We start from the raw sequence: 13,068 nt of genomic DNA on the forward strand, positions 1-13,068 counted from the left end.
GGGGCGAGCCGCTGCTCGTGCTCGGTGGCGGCTCGAACCTGCTCGTCGCCGACGCGGGGTTCGACGGCGTCGTCCTGCGCGACGTACGGACCGGCATCGACGTGCCCGACCACTCGGCGTGCGCGGGCGTGACGTACACGGTGCCCGCGGGGACGCCGTGGGACGACGTCGTCGCCGAGGCGACGAGCCACCGCCTGTACGGGATCGAGGCGCTCTCGGGCATCCCGGGCTCGACCGGCGCGACGCCCGTGCAGAACGTGGGCGCGTACGGGCAGGACGTCGCGCAGACGATCGCGACCGTGCGGGTGTGGGACCGTGAGCGGGCTCGCGTGCGCACGCTCCCGGTCGTCGACCTGCGGTTCGGGTACCGCACGTCTCTGCTCAAGCGCTCCCTGCTCGCGGCGGACGACCCGCGCCGCGACCCGCGCGACCCCGCCGACGAGCGGGCCCCCTGGGGGCCGACGCCGCGCTACGTGGTGCTCGACGTGACGTTCCAGCTGCGCCAGGGAACGCTGTCCGCGCCGATCGCGTACGGCGAGCTCGCCCGCGCGCTCGGGGTCGAGGTCGGAGAGCGCGCACCGCTGCTCGACGTGCGTGCCGCCGTGCTGGAGCTGCGCGGCCGCAAGGGGATGGTCCTCGACCCGGCGGACGCGGACACGCGCAGCGCGGGCTCGTTCTTCACCAACCCGATCCTCGCGTCGGCCGCGGCGGCGGCGCTGCCCGCGGAGGCACCCCGGTTCCCGGCCGGCGACGGCCTGGTCAAGACGAGCGCCGCGTGGCTCATCGAGCACGCCGGGTTCGCGCGGGGTCACGGGCTGCCGGGTGCGGCGGCGCTGTCGACCAAGCACACGCTCGCGGTCACCAACCGCGGCGGGGCGACGAGCCAGGACGTGCTCACGCTGGCGCGCGAGGTGCGCGACGGCGTCCGCACCGCGTTCGGCGTGACGCTGGAGGCCGAGCCCGTCCTCGTCGGGCTGACGCTCTAGCTAGCGCGCCGGGCTCGCCAGCCAGTCGTCGACGCCCGCGAGCAGCCGCGCGCGGACGCCGTCGCTCGCGCGGCTCGCGGTGATCGACGAGCGCGCGAGGGCCGCGAGCGCGTCGTCGTCGAACCCGTGCACGTCCCGCGCCGCCTCGTACTGGGCGAGCAGCCTGGCGCGGAAGAGGAGCGGGTCGTCGGCGCCGAGCGCGACCTGCGCGCCGGCCGCGACGAGCGTCCGCAGGGGCACGGACGCCGGGTCCGGGTACACGCCCAGCGACACGTTGGACGCCGGGCACACCTCGAGCGCGACGCCCGACGCCACGATCTCGTCCAGCAGACGCGGGTCCTCGCCCGTGCGCACGCCGTGCCCGAGCCGGTCGGGGTGCAGGTGCGTGACCACGTCCTGCACGTGCGCCGGGCCCAGCAGCTCACCGCCGTGCGGGACCGACGCGAGCCCGGCGCGTCGGGCGATCGCGAACGCCGGCGCGAACTCGGCGGTCTCGCCGCGACGCTCGTCGTTCGACAGGCCGAACCCGATGACCTCGCCCGGCCCGTCACCCGCGTACCGCGCGGCGAGCCGCGCGAGCGTGCGCGCCTCGAGCGGGTGCCGCATGCGCGACGCGGCGACGACGACCCCCACGTCCACGCCCGAGCGCGCGCTCGCGGCGCGTGCCTCGTCGAGCACGATCTCCAGGGCGGGCGTGATCCCGCCGACGAACGGCGCGTACGACGTCGGGTCGACCTGGATCTCGAGCCGGCCCGAGCCCTCGGCGGCGTCGTCGGCGGCGGCCTCGGCGATGATCCGACGCATGTCCGCCTCGCCGCGCACGCACGCGCGGGCCGCGTCGTAGAGGCGCTGGAACCGGAACCAGCCGCGCTCGTCGGCCGGGACGTGCAGCGGGTCCGCGTCGAGCAGGACCGCGGGCAGCCGGATGCCGTGCTGCGCGGCGAGCTCACCGAGCGTGCTCACCCGCATCGACCCCGTGAAGTGCAGGTGCAGGTGCGCCTTGGGGAGCAGGGCCAGGTCGCGCACGGCGGTCAGTCTGCCAGGTGAAATCTCGTCCACCTGGGGAAGACCCGCACGCGGGCCCCTCCGCGGTCCCTACGATGTGCGGGCCGTCGCCTCCTGGCGTCGCGTGACGACCTCTGGGGGTTCCATGGACCACGACCCGTCTGCCGCGCTTCTCGACGACCCGTCGACGTCCGCCGCGCAGCTCGCTCGCCTCGCCGCCGAGCGGCCCGACCTGCGTGCGCGCATCGCCGCGCACCCGGCGGCCTACCCCGAGCTCCTGGGGTGGCTCGCCGCGCAGGGCGACCCCGTCGTGGCGGCCGCGGTGGCCGCGCGTACGGCCGCTGCTCCGGGCGCCCCCGCACCGGCGCCTGCGCCGGCTCCCGCGCCGGCCCCGGCGCCCCAGCAGTACGTGACCGACCCCGGCTACGCGCCGGGCGGGTACCCGCAGCCCGGCCAGGCGCAGCCGGGACAGACCCCGGCGGGGTACACGCCCGCCGGGCACGTCCCGACCGGGTACGCCCAGCCGGGGTACGCCCAGCCGGGGTACGCCCAGCCCGGTGCTGCCCAGCCCGGTGTGGCCTGGGGCCAGGACAGCGCGCTCGACGCCGAGGGCAACCCGCTGACCGGCGAGTTCGCGCCCGTGGGTGAGCAGCCGCGCCGCCGCCGCACGGGGTTGTGGGTCGGCGCGGGCGTCGCCGCGGTCGTCGTCATCGGGGCCGGCGGGTACGCGGCCTGGGCGACCGTCCTGAGCAAGCTCGGCGGGGCGTCGTCGCCCGACGCCGCGGTGAGCCAGCTGCTGCAGGGTGCGGCCGACAAGGACGGCGTCGCGGTCTACGGCGTCCTCGCACCGTCCGAGGTGAAGTCCTTCGGCGACGCGATGGACAGCCTCGGAGACCTGCGCGGCGACGAGCAGTACCTCGACCCCGAGAAGGTCGCCGACGCGCTCGACGCGCTGCAGGTCGAGCTCAAGGGGCTCGACCTCGTCGTCGAGGAGGTCGACGAGGGGCTCGCGAAGGTGCGCATCGCCGAGGGCACGCTGACGGTCGACGGCGAGGCGGAGGAGCTCACCGACCTCATGCTGGACGCGTTCGCGCCGGTGTTCGAGGCCGCCGGGCAGGTGCCGTCCGACGAGGACCGCGCCGAGGCCGTCGACGAGCTCGAGGCCGCGCTGCCGTGGTCGGTCAGCGCCGACGAGCTCACGTGGGACACCGAGGCCGGCGAGGAGCAGCCGTTCCTCATGGCGGTCGAGGAGGGCGGCGACTGGTACGTCAGCCCCCTGATGACGATCGGCGAGTACGTGACCGTCGCGCAGGGCGGTCAGCGCGGCGCCATGCCGTCGGACGACGACAAGGGCTTCTCGTCGTCGCAGGGCGCGGGCACGGCGTTCGTCGAGGCGCTGCCGGCCCTCGCGACGGGAGACCTGGACGCGCTCACGCAGGCGCTGTCGGTCGGTGAGCGCCGGTTCGTCTCGGTGTACGTGTCGCAGTGGGTCGGCGAGACCGGCTCGGACGACTCGGGCGTCTCGGTGGGCAGCGCGACGTTCACGTCCAAGGACCTCGGCTCGGGCCGGGCGCTGCTGCTGCCCGAGAAGATCAGCATCACGTCCGACGGTGAGGAGGCCACGCTCGAGGGCACGTGCCTCACGGCACCGAGCGGCGGCGAGCCCCGGAAGGCGTGCCTGGAGGACTCGGCCCCCGGCCTGGTCGAGCTCGGTCTCGACGAGTGGGGCCTGATCGCGGTCAAGGAGGACGGCGGCTGGCGCGTGTCCGTGCTCGCGACCCTCGCGCACCTGGCGGAGACCATCGGCGAGAACGGCGCGCGTCTGCAGGCCGAGGGCAAGTTCGAGGACCCCGAGTGGGTCGAGAAGAACTTCGGCGGTGCGGTGCCCGGCCTGCCCGGCCTCGGTGGACTGGGCGGGCTGGGCGGCCTCGGCGAGCTGGGCGGGCTCGACACGTCCGGCGACTGGTCCGGCGGTGCGGGTGACGACTGGCTCGACGACAGCGGCGACCTCGACCTCGGCGACGGCACGGACGGCACGGCCGACGACCCGGCCGACGACGACGCGCTCGACGACTGGGACGACGGCGCGTGGGCCGTGCAGTCCGACCTGTTCTCGCTCGGCATCGAGGTGTCGATGTACTACATCGACCCGAAGGGCGACCTCACGCCCAACGCGCTGAGCATCAAGGACGGCACCTACGTCTTCACGACCCCTGACGGCTCGCGTGAGGTCAGCGAGGTGAGCGAAGGCGTCAGCGCCGTGCGGTTCGTACCTGGCTCGAACGACGGCTCCGACTTCTGCGTCGAGCTGCAGAGCGCCGACGGGCCGTGGTCGTACACGCCGCAGGGCAGCGCGACCGAGGGCGGCTGCGAAGGCTGATCGACTGACGGCGCCCGCCGTCCGGCCGACCGCGGTCCCGAGGGATGCGGTCAGCCGGACGGCAGGATGCCGCGCGCCATCGCGACCGTGACGGCGCGCGTGCGGTCGTCGACGCCGAGCTTGGCGAAGATCCGCAGGAGGTGCGTCTTGACCGTGGCCTCGGCGATGAACAGCTCCTGGCCGATCGCGGCGTTCGACAGCCCCCGCGCGACCGCCGCGAGCACCTGGGTCTCCCGTGCAGTGAGCCGCTCGTCGCCGCCGCGCAGCTGCTCCACCAGGCGCCGCGCGACCGACGGCGACAGCGCGGCCTCGCCGCGGGCGGCGGCGCGCACGCCCGCGACGAGCTCGGCGCGCGGGGTGTCCTTGAGCAGGTAGCCGGTCGCGCCCGCCTCGACGGCCCGCAGGATGTCGGCGTCGGTCTCGTACGTCGTCAGGACGAGCACGCGCGTGCTCGGCAGCTCGGCGACCAGCCGCGCGGTGGCGCCCGCGCCGTCGAGCCGCGGCATCCGCAGGTCCATGAGGACCAGGTCGGGCTGCAGCGCGTGCGCGAGGGCGACCGCCTCCTCGCCGTCGGACGCCTCGCCGACGACCTCGACGTCGGGCTCGACCCCCAGCAGCCCGGCGAGCCCCGAGCGCACGACGGGGTGGTCGTCCGCGATCACGACACGGATGGTCATGCGTGCGTCTCCGTCCTGGCGTCCTGGTGCGGCACGGGCAGGCGCATCGTGACGCGCGTCCCGGCCCCGGGCGTGCCGTCGATCCGGAAGTCGCCGCCGACCACGCGGGCGCGTTCGCGCATGCCGCGCAGCCCGGTGCCCTCGACGTCGTCCTCGCGCACGCCACGGCCGTCGTCGACGACCTCGAGCTCGACGCTCGCAGGAGCGTCGCCGCCCGCGTCGGTGCTCGCGCCGGGCGTGCCGGCCGACGCGTGGTGCAGGGCGAGCCGGACGTGCCGCGCGTCGGCATGCCGACGCACGTTCGCGAGCGACTCCTGCGCGGCGCGCAGCAGCGCGACCGCGACGTCCTGCGGGACCTCGACGTCGTGGGCGTCGACCGTGACCTCGAGCCCCGTCTGCGTGTGCAGCTGGTCGCCGAGCCGGCGCAGCGCGGCAGCCAGGCCGTCGTCGAGCGCGGGCGGGGAGAAGGCCGCGACGAGCGCGCGAGCCTCGGCCAGGTTGTCGCGCGCGACCGCCTCGATCTGCGCGAGCCGCTCGCGAGCCTGCTCGGCCCGGCCCGCATCGAGCTCGGCCGACGACGTCTGCGCGAGCATGACCACGCTCGTGAACCCTTGGGCGAGCGTGTCGTGGATCTCCTGCGCGAGCCGCGCCCGCTCGGCGTGCACGCCCTCGGCGTGGTGGCTCGCGGCGAGCGCGGCCTGCGTGGCGCGCAGGTCCTCGAGCAGCTCGGCGCGGACCTCGCTCTGCTCGGAGACGTGCGTGATCCACAGCCCGAGCGCGATGGAGAACAGCAGCCCCACCGTGGCCTGACCGACGATCTGCGGCAGGTCGGCGGGGGTGGCCTCGACCTGCAGCGCGGTCGCGCCGATGATCCCCAGCGTCAGCGCGACGGTCCACGCGAGCCCCTGCCACCGGGAGAGCGCGAAGAACCAGATGTGGGAGTACGCGATGAACAGCAGGACGATGCCCATCTGGACGGCCGCGGTCTCGTACGTCGTGACCAGCACGAGGACCCCGAGATAGGACTGCGTCAGGCGGGCGTCGGCCAGGCGGGCGCCGCGTCGTCCGAGGAGCTGGTAGGCGACGACGAGCACGACGAAGCCGGCGAGCGAGGCGAGCGCAGCGCCCGCCGACTCGGCCGTCGGCACGGCGAACGCGGCGCTGATCGCCACCAGGATCCAGAACGCGAGGTCCCACGCGCGCATCGACCCGCGCCAGAACTCCGCCCGGCCGCCGACCGCGTTGTCCGTGCTCACGTCGGACAAGCCTGCCAGGTCGGAGCCCACGCGATGCTGCACGTCAGCCGTCGTCCCGTCGGCGCCACCGGAACCACCGAGCGCCCAGGACGAGCCCGACGACCAGCCACGCGAGCAGGACGGCCGCGATCGCGCCGTGCTGCCACGTCCCGCTCACCTCGAGCGCAGCAGCCTCGTCGGGCAGGAACACCGAGCGCATTCCCTGGGCCATCCACTTGAGGGGGAAGACCGACGCGACCTGCTGCATCCACGACGGGAGCTGGTCGAACTGGAAGAACACGCCCGAGATGAACTGCAGCACCAGGACGATCGGCGTGACGACCGCGCTCGCAGACCGTCCGCTGCGCGGCACCGACGAGAACGCGACGCCGCACACGGCGCCCGTCGCGGTGCCGAGCAGCAGCACCCACGCGAACGTGGCCCACGCGGCCGAGCTGTCGGGCATGGGCACGTCGAACGCGAGCGCCGCCACGAGCAGCAGGATCGTCACCTGCAGCACGCAGCTGACGAGCACCTGCCCGATCTTGCCGACGAAGTACGACGCCGCGGGCAGGGGAGTGGCGCGTAGCCGCTTGAGCCCGCCCTCGTCGCGCTCCACGGCGATCGCGATCGCGAGGTTCTGGAAGCTCGAGAGCATGACGCCCGTGGCGATCATGCCCGGCAGGAAGTACTGCGCGAACGGTACCGAGGAGTCGCCGAAGTCGATCGAGTTCCCGTCCTGCCCGAACACCGTCGCGAAGATCGCGAGCATGATCACCGGGTAGGCGAAGATGAAGATCACCGCGTCGCGCTCGCGGAAGAAGCCGCGCACCTCGTAGCGGGTGCGGGCGAGGCCCAGACGCAGCGTGCCGGGCAGCGGGCCGGTCGCGCTCACGCGCTGCTGCGCGGGAGTCGTCGTGCTCATCGTGCGTCCTCCGTCGTCTCCGTCGCGGCGTCCTGGTCCGCGTCCCCGCTCGTGCGCCCGATCAGGGCCAGGTACACGTCCTCGAGCGTGGGGCGCAGCACCTGCAGCGCGGGCACCTCGCCGTACGTCTGAGCGAGCCGCTGGACCACGGCGGTCGGGGTGTCGGTGCGCTCTTCGTGCGGACCGTCGGCGGCGGTCCAGCGCACGAGCGCCTGACGTGCGGTGCGGCCGCCCAGGTCCGCGGGCGCACCCTGCGCGACGACCTTGCCCTCGTTCACGACGACGACGCGGTCGGCCAGGTGCTCGGCCTCCTCGAGGTAGTGCGTGGTGAGCAGGATCGTCGTGCCGTCGTCCCGCAGCCGTGCGATGAGGTCCCAGAACGAGCGACGGGCCTGCGGGTCGAACCCGGTGGTCGGCTCGTCGAGGAACACCAGCTCGGGCCGCCCGACGATGCCGAGCGCGACGTCCAGGCGGCGACGCTGACCGCCGGAGAGCTGACGCGACCGCGTCCCCACCTTCTCGCGCAGCCCGACGGCGTCGATGACCTCGTCCGCGTCACGCGCGTCGGGGTAGTACTGCGCGAAGTGGTGGACGAGCTCCCCGACCGTCGCCTCGGCGAGGTCGTTGGTGGTCTGCAGCACGACTCCGAGGCGGGACCGCCAGGCGCGACCGGCCGTGGCAGGGTCCTCGCCGAGGACGCGCACGTCGCCGGCGTCGCGGTGCCGGAAGCCCTCGAGGATCTCGACGGTCGTCGTCTTGCCGGCCCCGTTGGGGCCGAGGACGGCGAGGATCTCGCCTTGCTCCACGACGAGGTCGAGACCGTCGACCGCCTTCTTGTGGCCGTAGGCCTTGCGCAGCGCGCTGACCTCGACGGCTGGTGCTGATGTCATGCCTCAAGCCTGGCCCTGCGGCGGCCCCCGGGACAGCACCGGAGGACCGGAGTCCGTGTCCACCGATCGGTGGACACGGACGTGCGACCACCCGGCGCGATCCGGGCGCCCGCGGCCCGACGGCCGCGGGCTCAGGTCAGCTCGCCTCGGCCAGCAGCTTCTGGATCCGCGAGACGCCCTCGACGAGGTCCTCGTCGCCGAGCGCGTACGACAGGCGCAGGAAGCCGGACGGCCCGAACGCCTCGCCGGGCACCACGGCGACCTCGACCTGCTCGAGGATCAGCGCGGCGAGCTCGGCCGACGTGGTGGGCGTGACGCCGCGGATCGTGCGACCCAGCAGCCCCTCGACCGACGGGTAGGCGTAGAACGCGCCCTGCGGCGCGGGCACGACGACCCCGTCGATGGCCGAGAGCCTCTCGACCATGGTGCGGCGGCGACGGTCGAACGCGCTGCGCATCGCCTCGACGGCCGTGAGGTCACCGGTGAGCGCGGCGATCGCGGCGCGCTGCGAGACGTTGGCGACGTTGGACGTCAGGTGGCTCTGGAAGTTGGTCGCGGCTTTGATGACGTCCGCCGGGCCGATCATCCAGCCGACGCGCCACCCGGTCATCGCGTAGGTCTTGGCGACGCCGTTGAGCACGATGGACGTGTCCACGAGCTCGGGCACGACGCGCTGGATCGGCGTGAACACCGCGTCGTCGTACGTGAGGTGCTCGTAGATCTCGTCGGTGACGACCCAGATCCCGTGCTCGAGCGCCCAGCGGCCGATCTCCTCGGTCTGCTCGGGCGAGTACACCGCGCCCGTGGGGTTCGAGGGCGAGCAGAACAGCAGCACCTTGGTGCGCTCGGTCCGCGCGGCCTCGAGCTGCTCGACCGTCACCAGGTAGCCCTGGTCGACGCCGGCGAACACCTCGACCGGCACGCCGCCTGCGAGACGGACGGCCTCGGGGTAGGTGGTCCAGTACGGGGCGGGGAGCAGCACCTCGTCGCCCGGGTCGACGATCGAGGCGAACGCCTGGAAGACGGCCTGCTTGCCGCCGTTCGTGACCAGCACGTCCTGCGGCCGCACCTCGTAGCCCGAGTCGCGCAGCGTCTTGGCCGCGATGGCCTCGCGCAGCGCCGGCAGGCCCGCGGCGGGCGTGTAGCGGTGGTTGGCCGGGTCCCGCACCGCGGCGACGGCGGCCTCGACGATCGCCTCCGGCGTCGGGAAGTCCGGCTCGCCCGCGCCGAACCCGATCACGGGACGCCCGGCGGCCTTGAGGGCCTTGGCCTTGGCATCGACCGCGAGCGTCGCCGACTCGGCGATCGCCGCGAGGCGGCGGGAGACACGGGGACGGGGCGGGGACGTCTGCTGGCTCACCCGGCCATAGTGGCAGAGGTCACGCAGGCGGGGCGCGGGCATTCCGGCCCGCGGATGGTCGTGCGCCGCCCGGACGCGCGCCCGTCCGGAACGTCCCGAGCGCCCGGTCCGGGAGCCTCGGACGTCCCGGCACGGGCGTGGTTCGACCCGGGGCCCGCCGTCACGTATGGTTGTCCACCGGCGGTTGACGTACGCCAAGATGACCTGTGCCCGCAGCGCTTCGCAGCGTTGCACCGCTCCTGGTCGTCGAGGTCACGTCGTCGTCGTAGGGCAGTGGCGCAATTGGCAGCGCAGCGGTCTCCAAAACCGCAGGTTGCAGGTTCGAGTCCTGTCTGCCCTGCGCAGTTCCATGTCCGCAGCACGCATGCGGCGGGCACATCCACCGAGTACCGACGAGACGCAGAGGCCACGACGTGAGCGAAACCGCAGCCTCCGCGGCGCCTGACGCCGAGGGTTCGGCGCGGGCGTCCGCGACGAAGAGCAAGCCCGGCGAGCGCCGAGGCCTGTTCGCGCGCATCGCGCTGTTCGTGCGCCAGGTGATCGCCGAGCTCAAGAAGGTCGTCCGCCCGACGCGGCAGGACCTCATCACCTACACGTCGGTCGTCCTGGTGTTCGTCGCCGTGGTCATGGCGTTCGTGACCCTGATCGACCTCGGTATCGGCCGGCTCACGTTCTGGGTCTTCGGAGGCTGAACCTCCGCGGCCCTCGTGGCCGCCCGGCTCGGGTCGAGCCGCATCTCCGTTCTTGAAGAAAGCAGGTTCGTACGTGTCGCACGAGTCGTCTGAGCCCACCCCGGCCGACGTCGAGCTCGAGGACGCAGTGGAGTCGGTCGAGGCCGTCGAGTCGTCGCAGTCCGACGAGCCCGCTGCCGAGATCGAGTCCGACGAGGCTGCCACCGAGTCCGACGAGACCTCCGCCGACGAGGCCGGCTCCGCCGAGGAGCCTGAGTCCGACGAGCTCGCATCCGACGAGGAGTCGGACGACGAGGTCGACGTCGACGAGGACCCGGTCGCGGCGTTCAAGGCGCGCCTGCGCAGCCTGCCGGGCGACTGGTTCGTCATCCACTCGTACGCGGGTTACGAGAACCGCGTGAAGGCGAACCTCGAGAACCGCACGCAGAGCCTCAACATGGAGGACTTCATCTACCAGGTGGAGGTCCCCATGGAGGAGGTCGTCGAGATCAAGAACGCGCAGCGCAAGGTCGTGCGCCGCGTCCGGATCCCCGGCTACGTCCTCGTCCGCATGGACCTGACCGACGAGTCGTGGGGTGCCGTGCGGCACACGCCCGGCGTCACGGGATTCGTCGGCCACACGCACCAGCCCGTCCCGCTCACGCTGGACGAGGTCTTCTCGATGCTGGCCCCGACGCTCGAGGTCAAGGCGCCCACGGCGCCCGCCGCCGCGGCGAAGGCCGCGAGCCGCATCCAGGTCGACTTCACGGTCGGCGAGTCGGTCACCGTCACGGACGGTCCGTTCGACACGCTCCCCGCGACGATCTCGGAGATCAACGCGGAGAACCAGAAGCTCAAGGTGCTCGTCTCGATCTTCGGCCGGGAGACCCCGGTCGAGCTCTCGTTCAGCCAGGTCGCCAAACTCTGACCGGTCACGGTCGGATGCTCGCCGCCTGAGCGGACGAGGACGGTCCCTGCCCACCGGCGGGGACCACTGCAACCGGGTCATCGCCCACGGCGTCGGCCCACGACGAAGGAAGGGAGGGCATCATGCCCCCCAAGAAGAAGGTCACCGGCCTCATCAAGCTCCAGATCAACGCCGGTGCGGCCACCCCCGCCCCGCCGATCGGCCCCGCGCTCGGTCAGCACGGCGTGAACATCATGGAGTTCTGCAAGGCGTACAACGCGGCGACCGAGTCGCAGCGCGGCAACGTCATCCCCGTCGAGATCACGGTGTACGAGGACCGCTCGTTCACCTTCATCACGAAGACGCCGCCGGCCGCCGAGCTCATCAAGAAGGCCGCGGGCGTGCCGAAGGGTTCCCCGACGCCGCACACGGTCAAGGTCGCGAGCCTCACCAAGGAGCAGGTGCGCGAGATCGCCACCACCAAGCTCGAGGACCTCAACGCGAACGACCTGGCCGCGGCCGAGAAGATCATCGCCGGCACCGCCCGGTCGATGGGTATCACGGTCGCCGACTGATCGTCGGTACCGCACCACCAGTGGCAGGGCCCGCGTGCGGCCCGTCTGACCACGACTGCTGAACAAGGAGAACAAGCAGATGCCGAAGCACAGCAAGGCCTACCGCGCCGCGGTCGAGAAGATCGAGGCCGGCAAGGTCTACAGCCCCCTGGCCGCCGTCCGCCTCGCGCAGGCGACGTCGACCACCAAGTACGACGCGACCGTCGAGGTGGTCTTCCGCCTCGGGATCGACCCGCGCAAGGCGGACCAGATGGTCCGTGGCACGGTCAACCTGCCGCACGGCACGGGCAAGACCGCGCGCGTCATCGTCTTCGCGACGGGTGAGCGTGCCGAGCAGGCGCGTGCCGCCGGTGCCGACGAGGTCGGTGGCGACGAGCTGATCGAGAAGGTGGCCGCCGGCTACACCGACTTCGACTCGGCCGTGGCGACCCCGGACCTCATGGGCAAGGTCGGCCGACTGGGCAAGGTCCTGGGTCCGCGTGGCCTCATGCCGAACCCGAAGACGGGCACCGTGACGATGGACGTGGCCAAGGCCGTGTCCGACATCAAGGGCGGCAAGATCGAGTTCCGTGCCGACCGGCACGCGAACCTGCACTTCATCATCGGCAAGACGTCCTTCTCCGACGTCGCGCTGGTGGAGAACTACGCCGCGGCGCTGGACGAGATCCTGCGTCTCAAGCCGTCCGCGTCGAAGGGCCGCTACATCTCGAAGGCGACCATCTCGACCACGAACGGTCCTGGCATCCTGCTCGACCAGAACAAGACCCGTGCGCTCACGTCCGAGGACGAGGACTGAGCTCTCGCGCTGACGTCGGCCGGCCGCGTCCCTGACCAGGGCGGCCCGACGATCGCGTAGTCACCATCACGACGAAGGCCCGACCCCGCGAGGGGCCGGGCCTTCGTCGTTCCCGGCGTGGGCCGGGACGTCCCGGTCGTCGCCCCACCCGCAGCGTGGGGCGACGACCCGGCGACGCTCAGTCCTCGGCGCGCTCCGCCCGCTGTCCGGCCGCGAAACCGGCCCGGTACGCACGCACGATCGAGCGGCGAGCGGCCACGAGCGCCGCGCGGTACGCCGCCCGGTAGGCCGCGACGTACGCCGCCCGGTAGGCGGCGCGCCTGGCGTCGGCCGACGCGCGCTGCACCGCGACCGCCGCGGCGGCGCGTGCCCGGCGCGTCGCCGACGCGTGCGCCGCGCGCGCCCCCGCCGCGTACGCCTGCCGGAGCCGCGCCGTCCCGCGTCGGACCCCCGCCGAGTAGGCCGCCTGCACCGCACGCGTGCGGGCGCTCGAGCCGCCCAGCCCCGGGGCCCCGCCGAGCGCCTCGGTGAACGGCTCGGTGAAGGGTTCAGTGAACGGCTCGGTGAACGGCTCCGTGAAGGGTTCGGTGAACGGGTTGGCGCCCAGCGCCTCGGTGAACGGCTCGGTGAAGGGCTCCGTGAAGGGTTCAGTGAAGGGTTC

The 13,068-nt window shown here is 73.2% G+C and carries 12 protein-coding genes, 1 tRNA gene and 1 pseudogene; 7 read left to right on the top strand and 7 right to left on the bottom strand.

All coding sequences use genetic code 11. The features are described 5' to 3' along the window. Window positions 1-986: UDP-N-acetylmuramate dehydrogenase (locus CGE01nite_RS15800; protein WP_141371671.1), on the top strand; the 986-nt coding region annotated here is incomplete at its 5' end. On the opposite strand, the gene CGE01nite_RS15805 is transcribed toward CGE01nite_RS15800, so the two are convergent. Then, a complete protein-coding gene (locus tag CGE01nite_RS15805; protein ID WP_048344241.1) occupies window positions 987-2,012 on the bottom strand; it encodes an adenosine deaminase in 1,026 nt (341 codons plus the stop codon). A 124-nt stretch (window positions 2,013-2,136) separates the two neighbouring features. On the opposite strand from CGE01nite_RS15805, the gene CGE01nite_RS15810 reads away from it, so the two are divergent. After that, window positions 2,137-4,371: a variant leucine-rich repeat-containing protein gene (locus tag CGE01nite_RS15810; RefSeq protein ID WP_141371672.1), complete on the top strand. Its 2,235-nt coding sequence runs from the start codon at window positions 2,137-2,139 to the stop codon at window positions 4,369-4,371. Window positions 4,372-4,421: 50 nt separating this feature from the next. Here CGE01nite_RS15810 and CGE01nite_RS15815 read toward each other — a convergent pair whose 3' ends face one another. The 5 genes from CGE01nite_RS15815 to CGE01nite_RS15835 form a co-directional block, all read right to left on the bottom strand. Further along, the gene (locus CGE01nite_RS15815; RefSeq protein ID WP_048344243.1) at window positions 4,422-5,048 is read right to left on the bottom strand and encodes a response regulator; all 627 of its coding nucleotides are present in this window, start codon (window positions 5,046-5,048) and stop codon (window positions 4,422-4,424) included. Beyond that, complete coding sequence (locus CGE01nite_RS15820; RefSeq protein ID WP_229747358.1) at window positions 5,045-6,304, bottom strand: sensor histidine kinase; 1,260 nt, start codon at window positions 6,302-6,304, stop codon at window positions 5,045-5,047. The genes CGE01nite_RS15815 and CGE01nite_RS15820 overlap by 4 nt, the downstream gene beginning before the upstream one ends. A 43-nt stretch (window positions 6,305-6,347) precedes the next feature. Further along, window positions 6,348-7,208: an ABC transporter permease gene (locus CGE01nite_RS15825; RefSeq protein ID WP_048344244.1), complete on the bottom strand. Its 861-nt coding sequence runs from the start codon at window positions 7,206-7,208 to the stop codon at window positions 6,348-6,350. Further along, window positions 7,205-8,098 carry an ABC transporter ATP-binding protein gene (locus CGE01nite_RS15830; RefSeq protein ID WP_048344245.1) on the bottom strand — a complete coding sequence of 298 codons (894 nt, stop codon included), beginning with the start codon at window positions 8,096-8,098 and terminating at the stop codon, window positions 7,205-7,207. The genes CGE01nite_RS15825 and CGE01nite_RS15830 overlap by 4 nt, the downstream gene beginning before the upstream one ends. A 136-nt stretch (window positions 8,099-8,234) precedes the next feature. Then, the gene (locus tag CGE01nite_RS15835; RefSeq protein WP_218022637.1) at window positions 8,235-9,500 is read right to left on the bottom strand and encodes a pyridoxal phosphate-dependent aminotransferase; all 1,266 of its coding nucleotides are present in this window, start codon (window positions 9,498-9,500) and stop codon (window positions 8,235-8,237) included. A gap of 225 nt (window positions 9,501-9,725) precedes the next feature. Between CGE01nite_RS15835 and CGE01nite_RS15840 the strand changes: the two genes are divergently transcribed. The 5 genes from CGE01nite_RS15840 (at window position 9,726) to rplA (ending at window position 12,407) form a co-directional block, all read left to right on the top strand. Further along, window positions 9,726-9,798 (top strand) — tRNA-Trp (locus CGE01nite_RS15840). 73 nt (window positions 9,799-9,871) lie between these two features. Then, the gene (gene secE, locus CGE01nite_RS15845) at window positions 9,872-10,150 is read left to right on the top strand and encodes a preprotein translocase subunit SecE (protein ID WP_048344247.1); all 279 of its coding nucleotides are present in this window, start codon (window positions 9,872-9,874) and stop codon (window positions 10,148-10,150) included. Between the two features lie 73 nt (window positions 10,151-10,223). Then, window positions 10,224-11,057, top strand: a complete 834-nt coding sequence (gene nusG / locus CGE01nite_RS15850) for a transcription termination/antitermination protein NusG (RefSeq protein WP_141371674.1) — start codon at window positions 10,224-10,226, stop codon at window positions 11,055-11,057. Between the two features lie 122 nt (window positions 11,058-11,179). Then, a complete protein-coding gene (rplK, locus tag CGE01nite_RS15855) occupies window positions 11,180-11,611 on the top strand; it encodes a 50S ribosomal protein L11 (RefSeq protein ID WP_048344249.1) in 432 nt (143 codons plus the stop codon). Between the two features lie 79 nt (window positions 11,612-11,690). Further along, window positions 11,691-12,407, top strand: a complete 717-nt coding sequence (rplA, locus tag CGE01nite_RS15860) for a 50S ribosomal protein L1 (protein ID WP_048344250.1) — start codon at window positions 11,691-11,693, stop codon at window positions 12,405-12,407. A gap of 178 nt (window positions 12,408-12,585) precedes the next feature. Here rplA and CGE01nite_RS17065 read toward each other — a convergent pair. Continuing rightward, a pseudogene (locus tag CGE01nite_RS17065) lies at window positions 12,586-13,068 on the bottom strand (hypothetical protein); the annotation flags it as partial.

It is taken from the genome of Cellulomonas gelida, from assembly GCF_006538725.1.
GTDB classification, from domain to species: domain Bacteria; phylum Actinomycetota; class Actinomycetes; order Actinomycetales; family Cellulomonadaceae; genus Cellulomonas; species Cellulomonas gelida.

Coding starts and splice junctions, on each gene's coding strand:
- CGE01nite_RS15810 (WP_141371672.1), top strand. CDS start 2,137: ATGGACCACGACCCGTCTGCCGCGCTTCTCGACGACCCGTCGACGTCC.
- CGE01nite_RS15815 (WP_048344243.1), bottom strand. CDS start 5,048: ATGACCATCCGTGTCGTGATCGCGGACGACCACCCCGTCGTGCGCTCG.
- CGE01nite_RS15825 (WP_048344244.1), bottom strand. CDS start 7,208: ATGAGCACGACGACTCCCGCGCAGCAGCGCGTGAGCGCGACCGGCCCG.
- CGE01nite_RS15830 (WP_048344245.1), bottom strand. CDS start 8,098: ATGACATCAGCACCAGCCGTCGAGGTCAGCGCGCTGCGCAAGGCCTAC.
- CGE01nite_RS15835 (WP_218022637.1), bottom strand. CDS start 9,500: ATGCCCGCGCCCCGCCTGCGTGACCTCTGCCACTATGGCCGGGTGAGC.
- rplK (WP_048344249.1), top strand. CDS start 11,180: ATGCCCCCCAAGAAGAAGGTCACCGGCCTCATCAAGCTCCAGATCAAC.
- rplA (WP_048344250.1), top strand. CDS start 11,691: ATGCCGAAGCACAGCAAGGCCTACCGCGCCGCGGTCGAGAAGATCGAG.